This is a genomic window from Erythrobacter sp. SN6-5 (genome assembly GCF_057364945.1).
In genome coordinates, this window is record NZ_CP200282.1 from 1,651,085 (window position 1) to 1,670,644 (window position 19,560).

Genomic DNA, 19,560 nt, shown 5'->3' on the forward strand with positions numbered 1-19,560 from the left:
TCTTGCAGTACAGGCGAGCGCGCGCATGAAGAACTTTCGTCTGTTCGGCGAATGGCTGCTGCTGTTTGGCGCGACCATCGCCTTGGTGCTGACCGCCTGGCAGCAGGAATGGACACACCGGATCGATTACAGCCTGCTCGATTTTGCCTCGCAATACCGCCTGGCAGAGCCATCGGACGAGATCGTCATTGTCGAAATTGACGACCGCGCTTTGTCGGAAATCGGCAATTGGCCGTGGGACCGGGCGCGCCATGCAGAACTGGTCGATCAATTGGCGACCTATGGTCCAAAGCTGACCGTGGTCGATATTCTGTTTGTCGACCCGACCCAGGCAGAGAGCGACGCGCAATTGAGCCGCGCTGTCGCGGAGGCTGGCAATGTGATCTTGGCCCATGCATTCGCCCGGTCATTGGGCGCATCGACCGATCCGGCCCCGGTATTTCCAATCCCTGAGTTAGCCAACGCCGCGCAGGATATTGGGCATGTTTCCGTTGGTGCGGACAGTGACGGCGTGGTGCGCCGCTTCGCGCTAGAATTTGAAGCTGGCGGCCAGCAATATGACCATCTGGCCAAGGTCGCAGCCCTGAGCGCCGATGCGGAAGCCTTAGAATTGCCGCGAGACACTGCCGAGCCGATTGTACCCATGCATCCTTATGGCTCGTTCGTGAGCTATTCTGCTGGCGACGTAGTGTCTGGCCAGGCCTCCCGCGAGTTTCTGGCTGATAAGATCGTGCTGATAGGCTCCACCGCGCAAGGATTGGGAGACCGCTATACCGTGGCAGATCATGCTGGGCGGATCATGAGCGGTGTTGAAATGCAGGCCAATCTTTTGAGCGCCATTCTGCAAAACGAACTGATTACCGAGCTGGACGATTGGATCGTTGGCGGCGCACTGATCGTGGCGATTGCGTTGCTGTTTCTTACCTTCTGGCAATTGCCCCCCGTTTGGGGATTGCGGCTGTCGCTGGCGCTGATCGCTGCGCTGGTGGCGTTGTCCACCGCGTTGGTCGTGTCTGGGCAATGGATGCCCGTATTCCCCGCGATCCTGGGCGTGGTCGTTGCCTATCCGCTGTGGGGTTGGCGGCGGCTCAGCGCGGTCAGCCGGTTTCTGGAGGTTGAGGCGCAGGCGCTTATGCCGCGTGCAGGCAAAGAGGTGGCCGATGGCAGCTCCGGCTTTGACACGGTTGCGCGCCAGGTATCCCTGATGCGCAATTTGATCGGGGCGACCCGAGAACGGCTGGCCTTCCTGCGCAAGACGCTGTCGGCCTCGCCCGACCCCATGATGGTGTTCGATGCAGAGGACCGCGCGGTTCTGATGAATGAGCAGGCGGTGGCTATCTTTGGTGAGGAGACAGACTGGTCTGGCCTGACCTTGTTCCAACTGCTGGCAGAAAACCGCGCACAGTTCGACACCAAGATGGAAGAGATCACTACCGCGGATGGACGGGAGTTTCTGGTCGCATCATCAGAGGTTGAGATCGACGAGCAGACCAAAATTATCACCATGCGCGACATCACCAAGATCCGCGAGAGCGAGCAGCAGCGCCGCGAGATGCTGGAGTTTCTTTCGCACGATATGCGATCTCCACAGGCCGCGATTGTGGGTCTGGTCGGGGCAGCGGGCAAACACCTGCCTGAGGACGAACGCATGGAGCGAATTGAGAGCCAAGCGCGCCGCACGCTGAAGCTGACCGATGATTTTGTGCAGATCGCCCGGTTGGAATATGAAGGCATTGAGCCGGTCGAGACCGATATTGGTGCTCTGTTGCACGAGGCGTCAGACCGCGCCTATCCACTGGCCAAACGTAAGAATATCAAGCTGGAAACCAGCCTGCCGATGGACCCGGTGTTCTGCATGGTGGAGGCTTATTCGCTGTCGCGCGCGATTGACAATCTGATCGGCAATGCGCTCAAATTTTCGTCCAAGGGCGAAACTGTCAAAGTGGCTTTGAAGAGCGATGAGAACAGCAGCCCGGTGATCGAGGTCGCCGACGAAGGCCCTGGTCTGCCGCCCGAACGCGTAAGCAATCCCTTTGCTCGTTTTGGCGCGCGCACAAAGGGGGCAGGGCCCAGCGCTGGTTTAGGTCTCGCTTATGTAAAGAAGGTGGTCGACGAGCACGGGGCAGAGATCAGAGTGCGCACCAAATCGGATGGCGGAACTTCGTTCGAAATCACTTTGAATTGCGAGCAGATGATCAGCGACTAATCGCTGGTAAGCTTGCTCACCAGAACTTCGGCAAACTCATCCATTGGCGGCTCTTTGCCTTCGCAAATGGTGCCCTGTGCCTTGCTCTGCTGGACCAATTCACCACTCGCCCGGTCAAACAGGGCCAGGTTCGCCTCCACTGCTACAGCCTCGCAAAGGTCGAGCAATCTTGCTTTGCGAGGCTCGGCAACAGGGCGGGGCGGCTCTGTATTTGCTCCGGCTTCACCGGCAAATACACCCAGGGTGGCTGGGCGCTGAGATATGCCCAATTCAGCCACGACATCGGCGTCCTCTGCCAAGAGGATGCCTTTACCAGCCAAGCTTTCTTTTAAGGCTGAATGCAGGGCGAGCAGCTGCGCCTGATCCTTGTCCGGTTCGAGCAGGTGCACAGATTGCGCCCGCGGAGCAGCGCCGGTGCTAGAGCTGATCTGCGGCGCTTCTGTTACCGCGCAAGCGGCGGCGAGGCCGCAAGATGCGGCCAAAACTGTGCTGCTGAGGAACCGTTGATTGCGGATCATATCTCACTCTTCATCGGAGGACTCATCATCATTATACGCATCCATCCGGTACCCAAATCCAAAAACGGTGCTGATCACAAAGCCATTGGCTGGCTCCAGTTTCAGCTTGGCGCGAAGCCGTGAGATGTGAACATCCACCGTGCGTGTTTCGAGGTCGGCATTGCCGCCCCAAACCTTTGACAGCAGATAGCCGCGTGAGAGAGGGCGGTCAAAGTTCCGGAAGAACAGATCAATCAAATCAAACTCGCGAGAGGTAACCTGCACGTCCTCGCCATCAACGGTTATCGCTTTCGCTTTGCGGTCGAGCGAATATTTGCCGTAGCTGGCTTGTGTGTCTGGCTTGGCGGTCTCGTTGCGCCGAGCAGCGGCTTCCATCCGCGCTTTGATCACTTCGTCGGATTCCGGCTTGATGATATAGTCCACCGCGCCAGCTTCCAGACCGTGAACCACGTCTTCTTTCGCCGCGCGGCTGGTCATCACGATGAATGGCGGCGGCGTGTCCATGTTCTCCGCTGCCCAGCTGACGACCTCTGGTCCGGTCAAGCCTGGCATGTTCCAATCCAGCAGCACTATGTCGTAGGTTTCGCGCTGCAGCGCCCGTTGCAGGGCAGAGCCATCGAGAAATGTTTCCACTTCGTGCCCCGCACCCACTACAATGGCCGAAACCTGTTCGAGCAGTTCCTTTTCATCATCTGCTAGAGCCACGCGCATATGCTAGTTCCCTCTCAAACTATTGGCCTCAATAACTTGCTATCACACGATTTGTGTAATCCATAGACATTCTCGATTATTGGGTTTGACCGATTGTATTTGGCGGGACGAGGCTTGTTTGGCGCTGTGTAGACTGCCATCATTCCCAGTCTTAGAGACGGACGATCAGCGGATCGCGGCTTCATGGCAAAATGTTTGTCTGTCACGGAAAATTGTCGCAATTGATCAGCTTAACACCGATTAGTGGGGTTGCTTAGATGTGCATGTCTCGCTTGTCATGACCCATTCAACAATAAGGCTTCATTTTCATGCTCGAAAAACTCCAGGCACCTGAGCTTGACGTTTTGTACCGGACGGCCAACGCATTTCGGGCCGATCAACGCGCTGATAAGCTCGACCTGGGGGTGGGCGTTTACCGAGATGAAAGCGGAAAATCGCCGGTTATGGCTTGCGTACGTGAGGCGGAAGAGAGGCTGGCCAAGACTAATGATAGCAAAGCCTATTTGCCGCTTGCGGGTGAGCCCGGCTTTCTTGCCGGGATGAGTAAGCTGTTGTTTCAGGAGGTATTGCCATCAGATATTGCGCAGGTGCAATCGGTGGGCGGTACCGGCGGCGTGCGGCTCGCATTGGAATTGGCGCAGGCGGCAAACCCTTCGTTGACGGTCCATTTGGGCGTTCCAAGCTGGCCCAATCATCAAGGCATCTGCAACCGTCTCGGCATTCCTGTCCGCACTTATGACTATTTAGACAATGGTGCTGCGAGTGCGGCAAATACGCTTGCCGCGATTGATGCCGCGCAGCCGGGCGATGTCTTGATCCTTCACGGCCCATGCCACAATCCAACCGGGCTCGACTTGAGCGATAATGCTCTGGATGAGATCATTCAGACCGCAGGCAGAAAGGGTGTCGTCCCGCTGATTGATGCGGCGTATTATGGGCTCGGCAACGAACTGGATGCTGACCTTGCCAGGCTGAGGGGATTGCTGATGGATACGCCTGAGTGTTTCCTGACGATGTCTGGATCAAAGGCGTTCGGATTATATCGTGACCGTATCGGCGTGTTGTTTGCCAAATGCCCTTCGGCAGATATTGCCGCCGGTGTTCAGGCCAATGCAGAGAGTCTCGCGCGGGTAAATTACTCTGCGCCCGCTGCGCATGGAGCGCAGGTCATCGGAACAATTCTGGCAGATAGTGCGCTTGCTCAGGCTTGGCGCGATGAACTAGGTGAAATGCGTGCTCGTATGACTCAGCTGCGCACCCAGATTCGCGAATTGAGCGGCTCCAATCCGGCACTTGCCACCATTTGGCAGACCAAAGGTATTTTTTCACTGCTTCCGATCGACGCCGCGGTAACTGACCGCCTGGCTGAGGATCATGCCATCTATATGCCGCCTACCGGGCGGATCAATCTCGCTGGATTGTCTTCGGTCACTGCGCCGCGATTTGTGTCTGCTCTAGAAGGGCTGATCTGAACGCATGGAACAGCTTCTTATCAATGACACACCGCCAGCGGGCGCTGCCGAGGATTGGACGATTGCGCAGGATTGGGCGCAGTTTTCTGATCAAGATCACGCGCGCTGGCGCGATCTCGTCACCCGGCAATCGGCCGGATTGCGAGGGTTGGCGTCCGAGGCATTCCTAGACGGCCTTGCCGCCTTGCAGCTCGCGGAAAATGGCATCCCGGACTACGCCGAGTTTAACCCGCGTTTCCTTGCGGCCACCGGTTGGCAGGCGATTGCTGTTCCTGGGGTCATCCCCACCGATGTGTTTTTCAAACATTTGTCGCAGCGCCGCTTTCCCGTTTCAAACTTCCTGCGCCAGCATTCATCGCTCGATTACAATGACGAGCCGGATATGTTTCACGATGTCTTTGGCCATCTGCCAATGTTCGTCGATCGCACCTTTGGCGATTTCATGGCCGCCTATGGCCGCGCTGGGCTGCGCGCGAAAAACAAGGGCGTGTCTGATCTGCTTGGTCGGCTGTATCTGCATACGGTCGAGTTTGGCCTGATCCATGAGGGCGCCGGAGTGAAGGCTTACGGCGCGGGTCTGCTGTCCAGTTATGCTGAGACGGTTCATGCGGTGAGCGGTGACATCGCGCGCAGACTGCAGTTCAATCTGCCGCGTATGATGCGCACGGATTATCCGTTTGATACGTTTCAGCCGACCTATTTCGTGATTGAGAGCTTTGCAGCTTTGCTGGAAGAAATGGAAACGACCAGCCTTGGCGCCGTCTATGACGAGTTGAAGGACTTGAAAATCCTAACGCCGGGCGAGTGCGATCCGAGTGATGTTGAGTTTGAGGTGAGCGGGGCATGAGCGACAAGAAGCCAGGCAGCGACTTGCCCGATGGTTCGCCGATCACGCGCCGAATCGAGGACGGCGTGGAGACCTTTGAAGCGGCGATCCAAGGCGAGACGATCCAGTGGGATAAGGGCCTCACATACAGTCGGCATTTGCAGACCGATCAATTACTCAGCAGCCAGATCCCGGTGTCAGACGAGCCGGATGAGATGCTATTTATTATCATGCATCAGACCATGGAGCTGTGGATCAAGTTGATGCTGCATGAGGTGCGCGAGGCGATCTCTGCCCTGCGCGCAGACGAGCTGGGCAGGGCGGGCAAGACGCTCGACCGGACCGCGACCATCATGCGCCATATGATCCATAGCTGGGAGGTGTTGGCGACCCTAACCCCACATGATTTCCTGACCTTTCGCGGGTTCCTGCGCAAGGCATCAGGCTTCCAATCGCACCAGTATCGCGAGCTGGAATTTCTGCTGGGCCTCAAACGCCCGGACCTGATTTTGGTCCACCACGACAATGGCGAGGCGACTGAGAGGCTCACGCAGGTTCTGGAGGAACCCTCGCTCTATGATGAGGTGCTGGCAGCGCTGGCACGCAGCGGGCTCGATATTCCTGAGGGCAGGCTAGAGCGTGATTGGAGCGAGCCTTATGAGCCGAGCGATGCCGTTGAAGACGCATGGCTGAAAATCTACGGCAACCCGGATCAGCATTGGGAGCTGTATACCCTCGGCGAGAAGGTCACAGCGCTTGAATATTACTTCCAGGAATGGCGGTTCAAGCACATGAAAACCGTCTCTCGCGTGATTGGGCACAAGCATGGGACGGGCGGTTCGTCTGGCGTCAATTACCTCGTCAAAGCGCTCGATCTCAATTTCTTCCCAGAGCTGTGGTCGATGCGCACGCGCATGAATGCCCCGAAAGAGGGTGGTGATTATTCGCAGTGTCCTGTTTCATGAGTGGGCGCCGGATCTGGGACATCTCTCAACGTATTCATGCTGGCATCCCGCTGTGGCCGGGCGAGCCACCGGTTGCGATCAAGCGCAATGTCGAGATCGGGCCGGATTGCCCGGTGAACATCGGGGAACTGTCGCTGCCTTTGCACACTGGCACACATGGCGATGCGCCGCTTCACTATGATCCGGTGGGTATTGCGAGCGATGAATGCGATCTTGAGCCATATCTTGGCCCATGCCTTGTGGTGGACGCGCGCCATGCCAGTGGCAGTGTGCAGGAAGATGACCTGGATTGGCAGGCGATTGCGGGTGAGAGCCGCGTGATCATGCGCACTTATGAACGCTTTCCGCATGAGGTCTGGGATTCCAACTTCACCGCGATTGATGCCCGGGTGATTGCGCGTCTGCGTGAGGTTGGAGTGCGTCTGATCGGCACCGATGCGCCCTCGCTCGACCCGGAAACCTCGAAGACGATGGACGCCCATCACGAAGTGCGCGCAGGCGATATGCGGATTTTGGAAGGGCTGGTGCTCGACGATGTGCCGCCCGGTCAATATGAGCTGATCGCCCTTCCGCTGGCGATTGCCGGGGCCGATGCCAGCCCGGTGCGCGCGATACTAAGGGAGCTGGCGGCATGACATCTGTGACCGATCAGGTTGCCGCGCTCGACGCGAATGATCCATTGCGTGGGTTTCGCGATCAATTCCAGTTGCGCGATGGCCTGATTTACCTCGATGGCAATTCGCTTGGTGCCCTGCCCAAGGCGACGATCAAGGCCATGCAGGATGCGGTCAGCGAGCAATGGGGCGAGGGCCTGATCACCTCGTGGCTGGGCGCGGATTGGGTGAACGCGCCCCGACGGATCGGCGACAAGATTGCCGCACTGATCGGCGCAAATCCGGGGGAAATTATCGCCGCGGACAGCACATCGGTGAACATCTTCAAGGCTCTGGGTGCGGCATTGTCCTTGCAAACGGGACGCTCTGTGATCCTGACAGAGGAAGGTAATTTCCCGACCGATCACTATATGATGCAGGGGCTGGAGCGGCTCAGTGGTGGCGGAGTGCGCTCGCTTGCGGTGCCTGCTGACGACGTGCTTGACCGCTTGGATGACGACGTTGCCGTACTGCTTCTGACGCAGGTGCATTATAAGACCGGCGCGATGCGCGATATGGCGGCGATCAATGCGGCTGCGCACAAGCATGGTGTTCTCGTGATCTGGGATCTCAGCCATTCGACCGGCGCGATTGAAGTGGATCTCAACGGCTCAGGAGCGGACTTCGCGATCGGTTGCGGCTATAAGTTCTTGAATGGCGGGCCGGGCGCGCCCGCTTACATCTATGTCGCGCAGCGCCATCATCACGCCGATGCTGTGCTGGCCGGATGGTTTGGCCACGCGCGCCCCTTTGCCTTTGAAGAGAAATATGATGCGGCCAGCGGAATTGAGCGCTTCTTGTGCGGCACGCCGCCGGTGCTGGGAATGGCCGCGCTGGAAGCTGGTGTTGATCTGATCGCACAGGCGGACATGCGCGATGTCCGGGCGAAATCGGTTGCGCTCGCCGAGCTGCTGATTGAGCAGATGGAGCCGCTGTGCGCGCAATATGGCTTTGAGCTGGTCAGCCCGCAAAACCGGGAGGAAAGCGGCAGCCATGTCTCTTTCTCGCACCCAAATGCCTATGCGATTGCGCAGGCACTAAAGACCCGCGATGTGATCGGCGATTTCCGTGCACCGGATGTGCTGCGGCTGGGCCTGACCCCGCTGTACTTGCGTTATGCAGACATCGTCGAGGCGGTCCGCCGCCTCAGCGAGATTTGCGAGACGCGTAGCTGGGACAGACCAGAGTTCCACGCGATGTCAGCGGTCACCTAAAACGCGCATCGGCCCAGGCGCGCAGCCAATTAAGCGAGGCAATCGATCTGTGTGGCCGCAAATTTGCCGATGATTGCCGCGCATCATCGCTTGCCATCAGGTGTTTAAAGCTGTTTCATCGTCCCCACATTTCCACACGCATTCCAGCCTTTGTATGCGCGCATTCCCGCCGCCAATGCTGATAGGACATAACGACCGATGATCACTTTGCTTTCGCCTGCTAAGAAGCTGAACTTTGATCCGCTGGACACCAGCCTGGAGATTACGCAGCCGCGCCTAGTCGAGGATACGCGTGAGATTGCCCGCGTTGCAAAGCAGCAATCCGCCGCCGATCTCAAACGCCTGATGCATATTTCGGACAAGCTGGCTGAGCTGAATGAAGAGCGCTTTCGCGTGTTCGACCTGGAAGGGCGCAGCAATTCGGCAAAGCCTGCGGGTCTGACCTTTGACGGCGATGTTTATTGGGGGCTGGAGGCGAGCAGCATGGATGAGGCGGCGCTCAGCTATGCTCAGGAGCATATGCGCATTCTATCGGGCCTTTATGGCTTGCTGAGACCTATGGATGCGATCCAGCCGTATCGCCTGGAAATGGGCACGAAGATGGTCAATGATCGCGGCAAATCGCTGTATGATTTCTGGGGCAGCCGGATCGCTGAGACACTGAATAGCGATCTTGCGGATCACGCCGATCAGACCGTCGTCAATCTGGCGTCGAATGAATACTTCAAGGCGGTTGATCAAAGCGCGCTGGGGGCGCCCGTGGTCACCGCGAGCTTCCTCAATGTGAAGGATGGTGAGGCACGGCGGCTGATGTATCACGTCAAATTCGCGCGCGGGCTAATGGCGCGCTGGATCATGGATAATCGGATCGACCGGGCGGAAGGTCTCAAGGACTTCAACGCCGAGGGTTATGCCTATGATGCGGCGGCTTCCAGCGAGGGCGAGCTGGTGTTCACGCGCGAGCAGCCACCAGTGAAGAAATAACGGCTAGCTTAGTTGGAGGCGTCCTTAAGCCTGTTGGCCACAAGGCCGCGCCCGATCACATGAGCCTGGATCTCGCCAGCGCCTTCAAAAATGTTGAGAATGCGCGCGTCACACAACACCCGGCTGATCGGATATTCCAGCGCATAGCCATTGCCGCCATGCACTTGCAGCGCGTTATCCGCATTGGCCCAGGCCACGCGCGCGGCGAGCAGTTTCGCCATGCCCGCTTCGATATCGCAGCGCTCGCCCAGATCTTTGTGACGGGCGGCCGAATAGGTCAGCTCGCGCGCCATAACCGTCTCTGCTGCCATCATCGCTAGCTTATCCGCGACCCGCGGAAAGGCGGTGAGGCATTTGCCAAATTGCTTGCGTCCCAATGCATAGCTGAGCGCGAGGTCAAAGGCGTTCCAGGCAACGCCGATGGCGCGGGCGGCGGTTTGAATGCGGGCGCCCTCAAAGGTGCGCATCAATTGCTTGAAGCCCTGGCCCTCTGCCCCGCCGAGCAGGGCGGCCTTTTCGACGGCGAAATTGTCAAAGCCCAGCGCATATTCCTTCATCCCGCGATAGCCGAGAACTTCGATCTCGCTGCCATCGAGACCCGCGTCGGGGAAGGGCGCTGCGTCGGTGCCGCGTGCCTTGCGCGCGAGCAGCATGGATAGCCCGCCATAACCGGGTTCATCCGGATTGGTGCGGCACAGAACCGTCATCAGATCGGCGCGCGCGGCGTGGGTGATCCAGGTTTTCGCCCCGTGAATGCGCCAGCTACCATCCGTTTGCCGGGCCGCGCGGGTGCGCACGGAGGCGAGGTCTGAGCCTGTATCCGGCTCTGTGAAAACGGCAGTTGGTAGGATCCGCCCATCGGCGATTTGCGGCAGCAGCTCGGCCTTTTGCGCATCCGTGCCGTTCTCTCCGATCAGCTCGCCCGCAATCTCAAACCGGGTGCCGAGCGATCCGGCACAGATCCAGCCGCGCGACAGCTCCTCAGACACGAGCGACATTGCCAGCTTGCCCAGGCCAAGTCCGCCATATTCCTCGGCAATGCACACGCCGAAAACGCCCAGTTTGGCCATCTCATTTACAATCTCAAGCGGGATGAGATCATCTGCCAAGTGCCAGGCGTGGGCATGCGGCGTGATCCGGTCGGCGGTAAAGGCGCGAAATTGCGTCCGGATCATGTCTAGCGTTTCATCGCCCAGCCCTTCGTAGGGCCGCTCACCCTGGCTCAGCCGCTCGGTTAGCTCAGCGCGGGTCTCTGCCGTATTGCCCTCTGCGATCATCCGAGCGGTGCCGGGATTGGCTGCGAAGGCGTGTGCGGCATCCTCCAGGCCAAATTCGGCCGGGCGGATCACTTCATTGGCGCTCATCACAATACCGCTGGCCAATTGAGCGCAATATTCGCCAAAGCCGATGCGTAAGACCAGCTCGTCGACCGCTTGGAATGCGCCTGCAGACTGCGCCGATTTCGCCCAATCGGCGGTCGCCTCCAGCGCTTGAGCCGTGGTGGAGGTCCAGGCAAAGCCGTGAACCAGGCGCTGCTCGCGCTCAGCCAAGGCGGCATCCACCCAGCCACCCGGCGCAATGACTTTGGCGGTCTTGTCCGCGACGGCGGCTGTGTATGAGCGGGCGGCCTGCGTTGCCTCTTCAGCCAAAGAAATCCAGTCCATCGTCATTTGGCCAATCCTATCATGCCCCGGTGCCGCCCTGCGAGCGTCCTCTCTCTTTGCTAGTCGAAGCAGCCAGGTAAGTCAGCCGGTCGATCGTGGATGCCCACCAGATGTTTACTCGCACGTATCAGGTGATCTTGCGCGCGCTCTTTGACAACGTTATCAGTATTTCCAAAGTGAGGAGGGATTGATGAAGTTTCATACAGCATTACTCGGGTTGGCGGCTTGCAGCCTGGCCGCTTGCGGCGCACCGCAGGCGAGCGAACCGAACGAAGAGGCCCCGGCAGAGGCGGGCGGATCGCTATTGGCGACCGCTGTTCTAACGACCCAAACCGCCAAATCCACCGAAGAGGAATGGGGCACCTTTGCCGAATATTTCGCCGGGACAACGGCTGGCACGCGCGATCTTTTGTCGGGCACAGCGACGATCAAACCCGGTCTCGAAATCCATCCGCCGCATCGCCATGCCGAGGAAGAATTCCTGATGGTGCTGGAGGGGCAGGGTGAATGGACCGTCGGTGAACAGGTCTTCACCGCAAACAAGGGTGATATGCTCTACGCCGCGCCGTGGGATGTGCACGGCGTCAAAAATACAGGGGACACGCCGCTGACCTTTGTGTTCTGGAAATGGAATTCTACTGGGCTGCCAACACCGCCTGATCCGCTGGAGGCGGCAGGCGAAGAATAAGTGACAATGCGCAGCGCCCAGGCCACTCGCGCTGCTGCTATGGCGGCGGGTCTGCTGGTGCTTTCTGGTTGCGCTGCGCCGCCGCCGCTTCAAAACGCGGCTGCTGTCTCTGCTACACCGGAAGTGCTCGCTGTGCATCAGCAGTGGCAGCCGGTGACGCTGGATTTCGCCGGGCCGCAACTGAGTGAGACCGGCGCGCTTAACCCCTTTACCGATACACGGCTGATCGTCACCTACACCAAGGGGACGCGCGTGGTTTCGATCCGCGGGTTCTTCGCCGCCGATGGCGATGCAGGCGAGACAGGGGCGGATAGTGGCAATATCTGGCGAGCGCGCTTTATGCCGGATGAGCCGGGTGAATGGAGTTATTCCGCGCGACTGGAGCAGGGGCCTGATATTGCATTGGCCACCGGCACAACCAGTTCTACAGGGGGCACACCCAAAAGCCTCGGCCAATGGCAGGGGCGTTTTGCCGTTGCACCGCCAGAGAGTGATGCGACAGGTTTCTACGCGACTGGAAAGCTTACCCAAGATGGGCAATATTTCCGCACCGCACAGACCGGCAGAAGGTGGCTGAAGGGCGGAGCCAATAGTCCGGAAAACCTGCTCGCATTTGCTGATTTCGATGGCACCTACCGCATGTCTGATAATGCCCGCGATGGTGAGGCGGATGCGGGCGGGGACATTCACAGTTTCGCCCCGCACATCCGCGATTGGCGGGCGGGCGATCCCACCTGGCAGGACGGCAAAGGCAAAGGCCTGATCGGGGCGGTCAACTACCTCGCCGATCAAGGTATGAACGCCGTCTATTTCCTCACCTATAATGTTGCGGGTGATGGCAAGGACGTGTGGCCCTGGGCCTCGCCCGATGATCCCGCCCGGTTTGATGTTAGCAAGTTGGCACAATGGGAGACAGTTTTTGCGCATATGCAGGCGCGCGGCGTCGCTTTGCATATTGTGTTGCAGGAAACCGAGAACGAGCTGCTGCTGGATGGTGGTGACACGGGGCCGCAGCGGCAACTCTATTTGAACGAGTTGATCGCCCGCTTTGCGCATCATCCGGCACTGTTCTGGAATCTGGGTGAGGAAAATGGCCCGGTTCATTGGCGCCCAGAGGGGCAGAATGACGCACAGCGCAAGGCGATGGCGCAGCATATCGCCGCGAATGATCCCTATGGCCATCCGGTCCTGCTCCACACCCATTCGGAAGGGGCGGATAAGGATACAATCCTCACTCCCCTGCTTGGCGAGCTATCGCTGGCTGGTCTGTCGTTTCAGGTTTCCAAACGAGAGACGGTGAATGCTGAGGTGCGCAAATGGATCGCGGCCTCGCGCAAGGCGGGGCGGTCATGGGCGATCACCATGGATGAAATTGGTGAGTGGCAGATCGGCGCGCGGGCTGACAAGCACGATCCCGTGCACGACAGCCTGCGGCAGCACGCGCTGTGGGGTACATTGTTGGGCGGGGGCGCTGGAGTGGAGTGGTATTTCGGCGCGCATCAGGATGGCAATGATTTGACGACGGAGGATTGGCGCAGCCGCGCCGAGCTGTGGCGGCAAACGCGTATCGCGCTGCGCTTCTTTGAAGAGAACCTTGAATATTGGGACATGCAGCCATGCGCGGGCGGTGCCTATTGCCTGACTGACGCGGGACGCAGCTATGCGATCTATTGGAGTGACGCGGCCCCTAAACCGGATAAGGACGTGGTTGTGCCGGGCCTTTACCGGGTGCGTTTGTTCGATCCCGTTGCTGGCATATTTGTTGGCGACAGGCATGCGGCGAAGCTGACGAGTTCAAATGACCTAAAAAGGCTTATCGGGTCATCCATCAAAGAGGACCGAGTTTTTCTCCTGGACCGGGTTGATGTGCAATGATTGCTGCGTGCCACAGGTTAATGATTTTCCTACTCTTTGTGCCTGAAGTAGAATGCGCGTGATCGCTGGAGCGTACATTTGAAAAGTCACACATCCAACATAGTTATGCGGTGTAACATCATGAAAGGTATTACTTGTTCGCAAAAGTCACAGTTTTGCAAATGCTGTCTGTGTTCCAACGCCGCTCTGCACGGGAAGGCCAGTATAGCATGAGTGATTTTGCGCAGTTCGTGGCTGAGTGGCGGCCACTGATCGCAACCGCGATTGGTGTCGCTGGATTGCTGATCCTGATCCTGGTGCGGCGGGTGAATGCGTTTGCGGCCTTGCTGGTCGCGGCCTTGGCAACCGGCCTGATGGCGGGCCTGGCGCCGGACGCAGTGATCGATGCGGTGACAAACGGCTTTGCCGGCGTGCTCGGCTTTATCGCCGTGATTGTCGGACTTGGCGCGCTGCTGGGCGTCTATCTGGAGGCAAGCGGCGGAGCAGCGGCGCTGGCGCGTTCGCTGATCGGCAATCGCCCCGCGGGGCCAGCGGGCATTGCGATGGGTTTTGTTGGGCTGGTGATCGCGATACCGGTGTTTTTCGACGTTGGACTGATCTTGCTGTTTCCACTGGTGCAAGCGCTTGCGATGCGCGCTGGCAAACCGGCGCTGTTCTTCGGATTGCCGCTGCTCGCCGGGCTGGCGACGGCGCATGCTTTCATCCCGCCAACCCCGGGACCGGTCGCCGTGGCGGAGATTCTCTCGGCTGACCTGGGCCTGGTGATCATCTGTGGGTTGGCGGCTGGTATTCCGGCAATGTTGATCGCGGGGCCGTACTACGCGCGCTTTGCTGATGCGCGCGGCTGGTTGCCAATGAGCGATACGGGCGCTGGGGCAAATGAAGAGGCCGCTGCGAATGCTGGTCTGGCAATGCGTGCCGCTCTGGTCGTGGCGCTGCCGATTGTGCTGATCGTTGCCGCTGCGCTCGCGGGGCAGTTCGGCGTTGAAAGCCCGTTCTTGGCCTTTGTAGGGCATCCGTTCACTGCGCTGCTGATCGGCTGCGCGGTCGCCGCAATGGCGCTGAGCGCGGATGATGAGGCTGGGGCTGAGCGGCTTAAAGACGGGCTGTCGCGCGCGTTTGAACCGACCGCTGTGATCTTGTTGGTGACCGGGGCAGGCGGTGCGTTCAAACAGGTCTTGGTTGATACCGGCGCGGGCAAGATGCTCGCAGAAAGCTTTGCGGGCCTGGGCATTGGCCCGATTGTCGCAGGCTTTGTGCTCGCCGCGATTGTGCGAGTGGCGCAGGGATCGGCAACGGTGGCGATGCTGACGGCGGCGGGACTATGCGCGCCATTGGCGCTCGCTGCCGGGCTGGAGGGCTGGGATCTTGCGCGCATGGTGATCGCCATTGCAGCCGGGGCAAGCGTGGTCAGCCATGTGAACGACAGCGGCTTCTGGCTGGTGTCGCGCTATTTTGGCCTGACTGAACGCGAAACGCTTAGGACATGGACTGTCGCCTCGACGCTCGTCGGCCTTGTCGGTTTTGCGATGGTATTGGCGCTGGGTTTAGTGCTCTAGAGCGGCAGAGAGCTGCTGCACGATCGCACTGACTGGCTGCTGGGCATCCACGCGGATCGCGCTGTCAGGGGCATTGAGCGCGTCAAGCTGGCTATCGAGTAAGCTGACCGGCATGAAATGATCTTCGCGATCGCGCATCCTCGCGGCCAATGTCTCACGCGGGGCATCGAGCAAGACGAAGAGCGTTTCGCGATTGGGGACGGCTTGCAGGCGGTCTTGGACGTATCGGGTGAGGGCGGAGCACGCGAGCGCAACCAGCGGCTCTTTGTGCTGCGCAATTGCGGCAAGCATGGCGTCGATCCATGTCGCGCGGTCGCCATCGGTTAAGGCCTCGCCAGCCATCATCTTGGCGCGGTTCTCAGGCGGGTGAAAATCATCACCCTCCAGCATGGGAGCCGCGATTGCCTCTGCCAATGCGCCCGCAATCCGTGATTTGCCGCAGCCGCTTGGCCCCATGATAATAACGAGCCGAGCGGTCATGTCAGAGCGCAGCTTGGCTCAAAACGCGCAGGACCGCGTGGCGTCGATATCAGGCTCCAGCCGGATGTCCGACAGACCGATGGACGCGGGGCCTTCGGATCGAATGATCATGCCGGTGCTGAGTGCACCGAGATCAGCACCAAGGTCCGCAAAACATGCCAGCGACAAGCGCACTTCACGCCACTCGTCCGAGGTCACGCTGACCGGCAGGCCTCGGCCACATGTGCTGTCATCGTCACAGCCCATGGCGACCCGCAGGTTAGCAGGCGCATTGCCAGTGTTCCGCACAAAGAAGGCCAGCTCCATTGCGCCGTTTGACTGCCGTTTGAAATCTACAGGCACATGACTGCTGAACCGAACATAGGGTTCGTCCGAACCCCAAGTGATCCGCAAGGAGTCCTCTTGGGCCAAACGGTCAAGCCCGGCGAACGACAATGCGCCGCCGTCCCAGTCGCTGGAATTAAGGCGTGTTTGCGCAGTATCCACCACCCCATAGAGCGACCATGGGTTTGGCGCGCGGCCGCCCGCATAGAGAACATCGCCGACCGAAGAGCCGCTAGCATTAATGCCAGAGCGTTCAGAAAGCTTCGCTAAGTTCCCCTTGCTCGCATAAGACAGGCCATAGCCATAGGCGAACTGCGGGTCATAATCCTCATCACCGACGTTGAGCTCCGATTGACTCGCGAGTTTGGGCCAGGAAAAAGAAAGCCTGCCGGTAAAGTCATACGCAGGATTGGTGCGGAACAACAGGTCGCTGATACCCGCGCCTTCGCTGCCCGGCAGCCATGCGGCGACGAACGCATCAGAGGCGTTGATCTCTGGATTGACCCACATCGGCTTAGCCGGAAAGGAACACCGAGACCACTGGCGTGCCCGCCGCTTGATAGCTTGCAAGCAGGCTCGTATCGAAGCCATCTTCGGAAAAATCGAGATGCGCACGGTCGCCCTGGAACTCGGCATAGGCATCCTCGCCATAAACCGCGATCACGACATCAGCAGAATGATTGCCGGTGCCGTCTTTGTCAAAGATCACCGTGCCGCCCGCTGCGCCAACAGCTTCTTGAATACCGCTGAGGATCGACTGGCCATTGGGGAATTCATCATTGGTGTGAGCACCGCCTTGCCATGACAGGGTCCAGCCGCCGGAAGCCTTGGCTATGCTGTCCGCGCCGTCACCCACTACGAGCACAGTTTTGCCCGGATCAAGTGGCAGCAGAGACTTGTTGTTTTTGAGCAGGACCAGCGATTTACGGACCGCTTCTCGGGCCAGTGCGCGGTGCTCCGCATTGGCTAGCAAGCTCACATCGCCAGCATCTTGCCGAGTGCTCGGCGCGCCTCGATCAAACAGACCATATTGCAGCTTCACCCGCAAAATCCGGCGAACCGCATCATCCAACCGTTCCATCGGTATCCGCCCCGATTTCGCATGGGCCAGCGTGCTTTCATACAGCCCACGCCAACTGTCAGGCGCCATGAACATATCGATGCTTGGCGTTGAATGCCTCTGGGCAATCGGTGTTTGAACAGCCCGGAATTTGTCCGTGCGCGTTCCAATCGCTCACTACGAAACCGTTGAAGTTCAGGCGATCTTTCAAAACATCGGTGATCAGCGCCTTATTGGCGGTCATCTTGACGGTCTGCCAGCTGGAAAAAGACACCATCACAGTTTGGACCTGGGCCTCAAGAGCGGGGAGATAGCCTATTGCATGGATATCGCGCAGCTCCTCTTCGCTGATGCTGGCATCGCCTTGATCGCGGCCGTAATCGGTCGCACCGTCGCCGATATAGTGTTTGGCCGCCGACAGGATCTTGCCGGACGCCATAAAATTAGCCTCGCCGTATGTGCCTTGAAGACCCTCGACGATCCGGTCTGAATAAGAGACGACGACTTCCGGGTCCTCTGAAAAGCCCTCATAACCTCGACCCCAATTGTCATTGCGGGGTACAGCCAATGTTGGCGCAAAGGTCCAATCGTGGCCTGAGACGACCAATTCGCGAGCGGTCGCTGCCATGATGCGTTCAATCAGATCGGGATCACGCGCCGCGCCAAGGCCGATATTGTGCGGGAAAATCGTTGCGCCGATCAAGTTGGCGTGGCCGTGGACTGCATCGATCCCCCAGATCACCGGTATAGCGACCTCTACCCCTTCCGGATCGGTCGATGCCTCCCAATATTTGTCAGCCATCTCTAGCCAGCTAGAGGTGTCGGCGTAGGGCAGGGGCCCCGGCGCGGAATTGCCGCCGCTGAGCACAGATCCGAGCCGGTATTTCTTCACGTCCTCGGGCGTCACAGAAGCGGAATCAGCTTGCATTGTTTGGCCGACTTTTTGTTCCAAAGTCATCTTGGCCATGATCGTATCAATGCGTGCTTCGATCGCCGGATCGAGCGGGGTGGCGGGCAATTGCGGCCAGATTTCCGGGTTGATCACGCCCTGCGTGCTGACCGCATTGGTCGATACGACTTCCGCCTGATCGCCAGTATAGCTTTGCGCGCAACTGGCCGCGACAAGACTCAGCCCCAGCGTGAAGGCCGGTTTCACTAAATTCAACTGCATTCTGGCTCTCCCCCGCCGACACACCTTTGCGCCGACGAATCCTTATTCGTCAATCTTGTCCTATTAGCAGCGTTTTTTGACAAGGTTGTCAATATTGGAATATCAAGACTCTAGAAGGGATTGATTCACTATGCAGGTTACGCGTCGGACAACATTGCTGGGCCTTTCGGCCAGTGCGCTCGCCGCATGCGCTGGCGATCACGATAGCGCGCAGATCGCAGCCAGAGGCTCCGCAGCAGACGCAAATATTATCTTTGATGAATTTGAAGCCGGCTTCGCCGATCTTGTGGACATCGCGGCTCCATCGCGGCTCCTTTCAGAAGGGCACCAATGGTCCGAGGGGCCAGCATGGGACACAGAGCGCCAAAGGCTTTATTTCACAGACGTTCCGAAAAATCGCGCTTACGCGTGGAGCGCGCAGGAGGGCATCTCGATCTTTCTTGATCCCTCGGGCGTTGCGCCAGATCAAGCGGGGGACTGCGTGAGCCGGGTGCCAATGGCTTGCTCATGGGGAAAAGCGGCGAACTGCTGATATGCAACCACGGCAAGCGCGGTGTCGAAGCGCGCGATATGGGTGCTGGCAGCCGCCGGACTTTGGTGAGCGAGTATATGGGCAAGCGCTTTAACAGCCCCAACGATCTGATCGAAGCGAGCGATGGAACGATCTATTTCACCGACCCGCCCTATGGGCTGGAAGGGCTGAATGCTTCACCGATGAAAGAGCAGGATGCCAATGGCGTTTATCGCCTAGGTAGCGATGGCGCGCTTTCCCGGCTTGCGGATGACATGACCTTCCCCAATGGCATTGTGCTGTCTCCGGACGAGAGCTCTTTGTACGTGAGCCAATCTGATCCAGACGCTCCGCTTATCCGCCGGTTTGACACTCCCGCGTCTGCCGATAGTGAGATTGGCGGGGGAGAAATATGGTTCGATGCGAAGCCGTTTATGCACGAGGTTGGCGGGCTACCCGATGGGATGGCGGTCGCGGTCAGCGGGCACATCTTTCTGGGCGGGCCAGGCGGAGTTCTGGTTATCGATCCTCAGGCGCGTTGTATGGGCCGGATTGGAACGAGGCGCGCGACGGCCAATTGTGCCTTTGGCGAAGATGGACGCACCCTGTTCATCACTGCTGGCGACCGCCTGGTCGCAGTGCGCACCAAAGTGGCTGGAGTAGGTCGTTTTTGAATCGC

Annotated in this window: 19 protein-coding genes; 12 read left to right on the top strand and 7 right to left on the bottom strand. The window is 58.9% G+C overall.

Annotated features, from left to right (window positions below; translation table 11 throughout):
* Positions 1 to 25 precede the first annotated feature (25 nt).
* Positions 26 to 2,206 (top strand): CHASE2 domain-containing protein, encoded by a 2,181-nt coding sequence (locus AC0V6Z_RS08265; protein WP_472638055.1) that lies wholly within the window; start codon positions 26 to 28, stop codon positions 2,204 to 2,206.
* On the opposite strand, the gene AC0V6Z_RS08270 is transcribed toward AC0V6Z_RS08265, so the two are convergent.
* Positions 2,203 to 2,724, bottom strand: coding sequence for a hypothetical protein (locus tag AC0V6Z_RS08270; protein ID WP_472638056.1), 522 nt, complete (start codon positions 2,722 to 2,724; stop codon positions 2,203 to 2,205). The genes AC0V6Z_RS08265 and AC0V6Z_RS08270 overlap by 4 nt on opposite strands.
* 3 nt (positions 2,725 to 2,727) lie before the next feature.
* Positions 2,728 to 3,435 carry a response regulator transcription factor gene (locus tag AC0V6Z_RS08275; protein WP_472638057.1) on the bottom strand — a complete coding sequence of 236 codons (708 nt, stop codon included), beginning with the start codon at positions 3,433 to 3,435 and terminating at the stop codon, positions 2,728 to 2,730.
* Positions 3,436 to 3,743: 308 nt separating this feature from the next.
* On the opposite strand from AC0V6Z_RS08275, the gene AC0V6Z_RS08280 reads away from it, so the two are divergent.
* The 6 genes from AC0V6Z_RS08280 to yaaA all read left to right on the top strand — a co-directional run bounded on the left by AC0V6Z_RS08280 (position 3,744) and on the right by yaaA (position 9,549).
* Positions 3,744 to 4,907: an aromatic amino acid transaminase gene (locus AC0V6Z_RS08280; protein ID WP_472638058.1), complete on the top strand. Its 1,164-nt coding sequence runs from the start codon at positions 3,744 to 3,746 to the stop codon at positions 4,905 to 4,907.
* Between the two features lie 4 nt (positions 4,908 to 4,911).
* Entirely contained in the window at positions 4,912 to 5,754 is an 843-nt protein-coding gene (gene phhA, locus AC0V6Z_RS08285; protein ID WP_472638059.1) for a phenylalanine 4-monooxygenase, read from the top strand.
* Positions 5,751 to 6,698, top strand: coding sequence for a tryptophan 2,3-dioxygenase (locus tag AC0V6Z_RS08290; RefSeq protein WP_472638060.1), 948 nt, complete (start codon positions 5,751 to 5,753; stop codon positions 6,696 to 6,698). Before phhA ends, AC0V6Z_RS08290 begins: the two co-directional genes overlap by 4 nt.
* On the top strand, positions 6,695 to 7,333 hold the full coding sequence (gene kynB / locus AC0V6Z_RS08295) for an arylformamidase (protein ID WP_472638061.1): 639 nt from the start codon (positions 6,695 to 6,697) through the stop codon (positions 7,331 to 7,333). The genes AC0V6Z_RS08290 and kynB overlap by 4 nt, the downstream gene beginning before the upstream one ends.
* Entirely contained in the window at positions 7,330 to 8,565 is a 1,236-nt protein-coding gene (gene kynU / locus AC0V6Z_RS08300) for a kynureninase (protein WP_472638062.1), read from the top strand. The genes kynB and kynU overlap by 4 nt, the downstream gene beginning before the upstream one ends.
* A 198-nt stretch (positions 8,566 to 8,763) precedes the next feature.
* Positions 8,764 to 9,549, top strand: coding sequence for a peroxide stress protein YaaA (gene yaaA / locus AC0V6Z_RS08305; RefSeq protein WP_472638063.1), 786 nt, complete (start codon positions 8,764 to 8,766; stop codon positions 9,547 to 9,549).
* An 8-nt stretch (positions 9,550 to 9,557) separates the two neighbouring features.
* On the opposite strand, the gene AC0V6Z_RS08310 is transcribed toward yaaA, so the two are convergent.
* Positions 9,558 to 11,219, bottom strand: coding sequence for an acyl-CoA dehydrogenase family protein (locus AC0V6Z_RS08310; RefSeq protein ID WP_472638064.1), 1,662 nt, complete (start codon positions 11,217 to 11,219; stop codon positions 9,558 to 9,560).
* Positions 11,220 to 11,403: 184 nt separating this feature from the next.
* Here AC0V6Z_RS08310 and AC0V6Z_RS08315 point away from each other — a divergent pair, with 184 nt between their 5' ends.
* From AC0V6Z_RS08315 to AC0V6Z_RS08325, 3 genes are all read left to right on the top strand, one after another.
* Positions 11,404 to 11,901 (top strand): cupin domain-containing protein, encoded by a 498-nt coding sequence (locus tag AC0V6Z_RS08315; RefSeq protein ID WP_472638065.1) that lies wholly within the window; start codon positions 11,404 to 11,406, stop codon positions 11,899 to 11,901.
* Positions 11,902 to 11,907: 6 nt separating this feature from the next.
* A complete protein-coding gene (locus tag AC0V6Z_RS08320) occupies positions 11,908 to 13,776 on the top strand; it encodes a DUF5060 domain-containing protein (RefSeq protein WP_472638066.1) in 1,869 nt (622 codons plus the stop codon).
* 209 nt (positions 13,777 to 13,985) lie between these two features.
* Positions 13,986 to 15,335: a GntP family permease gene (locus AC0V6Z_RS08325; protein WP_472638067.1), complete on the top strand. Its 1,350-nt coding sequence runs from the start codon at positions 13,986 to 13,988 to the stop codon at positions 15,333 to 15,335.
* Here the strand turns inward: AC0V6Z_RS08325 and AC0V6Z_RS08330 are convergent.
* From AC0V6Z_RS08330 to AC0V6Z_RS08345, 4 genes are read right to left on the bottom strand one after another with little or no spacing between them, the layout of a single operon-like run.
* Positions 15,324 to 15,815, bottom strand: coding sequence for a gluconokinase (locus AC0V6Z_RS08330; protein ID WP_472638068.1), 492 nt, complete (start codon positions 15,813 to 15,815; stop codon positions 15,324 to 15,326). The two genes, AC0V6Z_RS08325 and AC0V6Z_RS08330, sit on opposite strands and share 12 nt — an antisense overlap.
* 18 nt (positions 15,816 to 15,833) lie before the next feature.
* Positions 15,834 to 16,649 carry a putative glycoside hydrolase gene (locus tag AC0V6Z_RS08335; protein WP_472638069.1) on the bottom strand — a complete coding sequence of 272 codons (816 nt, stop codon included), beginning with the start codon at positions 16,647 to 16,649 and terminating at the stop codon, positions 15,834 to 15,836.
* A gap of 4 nt (positions 16,650 to 16,653) precedes the next feature.
* A complete protein-coding gene (locus AC0V6Z_RS08340) occupies positions 16,654 to 17,295 on the bottom strand; it encodes a glycoside hydrolase family 3 C-terminal domain-containing protein (RefSeq protein WP_472638070.1) in 642 nt (213 codons plus the stop codon).
* Complete coding sequence (locus AC0V6Z_RS08345) at positions 17,279 to 18,370, bottom strand: glycoside hydrolase family 3 protein (RefSeq protein WP_472638071.1); 1,092 nt, start codon at positions 18,368 to 18,370, stop codon at positions 17,279 to 17,281. Before AC0V6Z_RS08345 ends, AC0V6Z_RS08340 begins: the two co-directional genes overlap by 17 nt.
* Positions 18,371 to 18,500: 130 nt before the next feature.
* Here AC0V6Z_RS08345 and AC0V6Z_RS08350 point away from each other — a divergent pair, with 130 nt between their 5' ends.
* A complete protein-coding gene (locus AC0V6Z_RS08350; RefSeq protein ID WP_472638072.1) occupies positions 18,501 to 18,902 on the top strand; it encodes an SMP-30/gluconolactonase/LRE family protein in 402 nt (133 codons plus the stop codon).
* Entirely contained in the window at positions 18,878 to 19,555 is a 678-nt protein-coding gene (locus AC0V6Z_RS08355; RefSeq protein WP_472638073.1) for an SMP-30/gluconolactonase/LRE family protein, read from the top strand. The genes AC0V6Z_RS08350 and AC0V6Z_RS08355 overlap by 25 nt, the downstream gene beginning before the upstream one ends.
* Positions 19,556 to 19,560: the final 5 nt, after the last annotated feature.

Bases quoted from the DNA above. Each gene is read 5' to 3' on its own strand.
- AC0V6Z_RS08335 (WP_472638069.1), bottom strand. From the start codon at position 16,649: ATGTGGGTCAATCCAGAGATCAACGCCTCTGATGCGTTCGTCGCCGCA.
- AC0V6Z_RS08265 (WP_472638055.1), top strand. From the start codon at position 26: ATGAAGAACTTTCGTCTGTTCGGCGAATGGCTGCTGCTGTTTGGCGCG.
- AC0V6Z_RS08345 (WP_472638071.1), bottom strand. From the start codon at position 18,370: ATGCAGTTGAATTTAGTGAAACCGGCCTTCACGCTGGGGCTGAGTCTT.
- AC0V6Z_RS08290 (WP_472638060.1), top strand. From the start codon at position 5,751: ATGAGCGACAAGAAGCCAGGCAGCGACTTGCCCGATGGTTCGCCGATC.
- AC0V6Z_RS08355 (WP_472638073.1), top strand. From the start codon at position 18,878: ATGGGGAAAAGCGGCGAACTGCTGATATGCAACCACGGCAAGCGCGGT.
- phhA (WP_472638059.1), top strand. From the start codon at position 4,912: ATGGAACAGCTTCTTATCAATGACACACCGCCAGCGGGCGCTGCCGAG.
- AC0V6Z_RS08330 (WP_472638068.1), bottom strand. From the start codon at position 15,815: ATGACCGCTCGGCTCGTTATTATCATGGGGCCAAGCGGCTGCGGCAAA.
- yaaA (WP_472638063.1), top strand. From the start codon at position 8,764: ATGATCACTTTGCTTTCGCCTGCTAAGAAGCTGAACTTTGATCCGCTG.
- AC0V6Z_RS08310 (WP_472638064.1), bottom strand. From the start codon at position 11,219: ATGACGATGGACTGGATTTCTTTGGCTGAAGAGGCAACGCAGGCCGCC.
- AC0V6Z_RS08325 (WP_472638067.1), top strand. From the start codon at position 13,986: ATGAGTGATTTTGCGCAGTTCGTGGCTGAGTGGCGGCCACTGATCGCA.
- AC0V6Z_RS08270 (WP_472638056.1), bottom strand. From the start codon at position 2,724: ATGATCCGCAATCAACGGTTCCTCAGCAGCACAGTTTTGGCCGCATCT.
- AC0V6Z_RS08275 (WP_472638057.1), bottom strand. From the start codon at position 3,435: ATGCGCGTGGCTCTAGCAGATGATGAAAAGGAACTGCTCGAACAGGTT.
- AC0V6Z_RS08280 (WP_472638058.1), top strand. From the start codon at position 3,744: ATGCTCGAAAAACTCCAGGCACCTGAGCTTGACGTTTTGTACCGGACG.
- kynU (WP_472638062.1), top strand. From the start codon at position 7,330: ATGACATCTGTGACCGATCAGGTTGCCGCGCTCGACGCGAATGATCCA.
- AC0V6Z_RS08350 (WP_472638072.1), top strand. From the start codon at position 18,501: ATGCAGGTTACGCGTCGGACAACATTGCTGGGCCTTTCGGCCAGTGCG.
- AC0V6Z_RS08315 (WP_472638065.1), top strand. From the start codon at position 11,404: ATGAAGTTTCATACAGCATTACTCGGGTTGGCGGCTTGCAGCCTGGCC.
- AC0V6Z_RS08320 (WP_472638066.1), top strand. From the start codon at position 11,908: ATGCGCAGCGCCCAGGCCACTCGCGCTGCTGCTATGGCGGCGGGTCTG.
- kynB (WP_472638061.1), top strand. From the start codon at position 6,695: ATGAGTGGGCGCCGGATCTGGGACATCTCTCAACGTATTCATGCTGGC.
- AC0V6Z_RS08340 (WP_472638070.1), bottom strand. From the start codon at position 17,295: ATGTTCATGGCGCCTGACAGTTGGCGTGGGCTGTATGAAAGCACGCTG.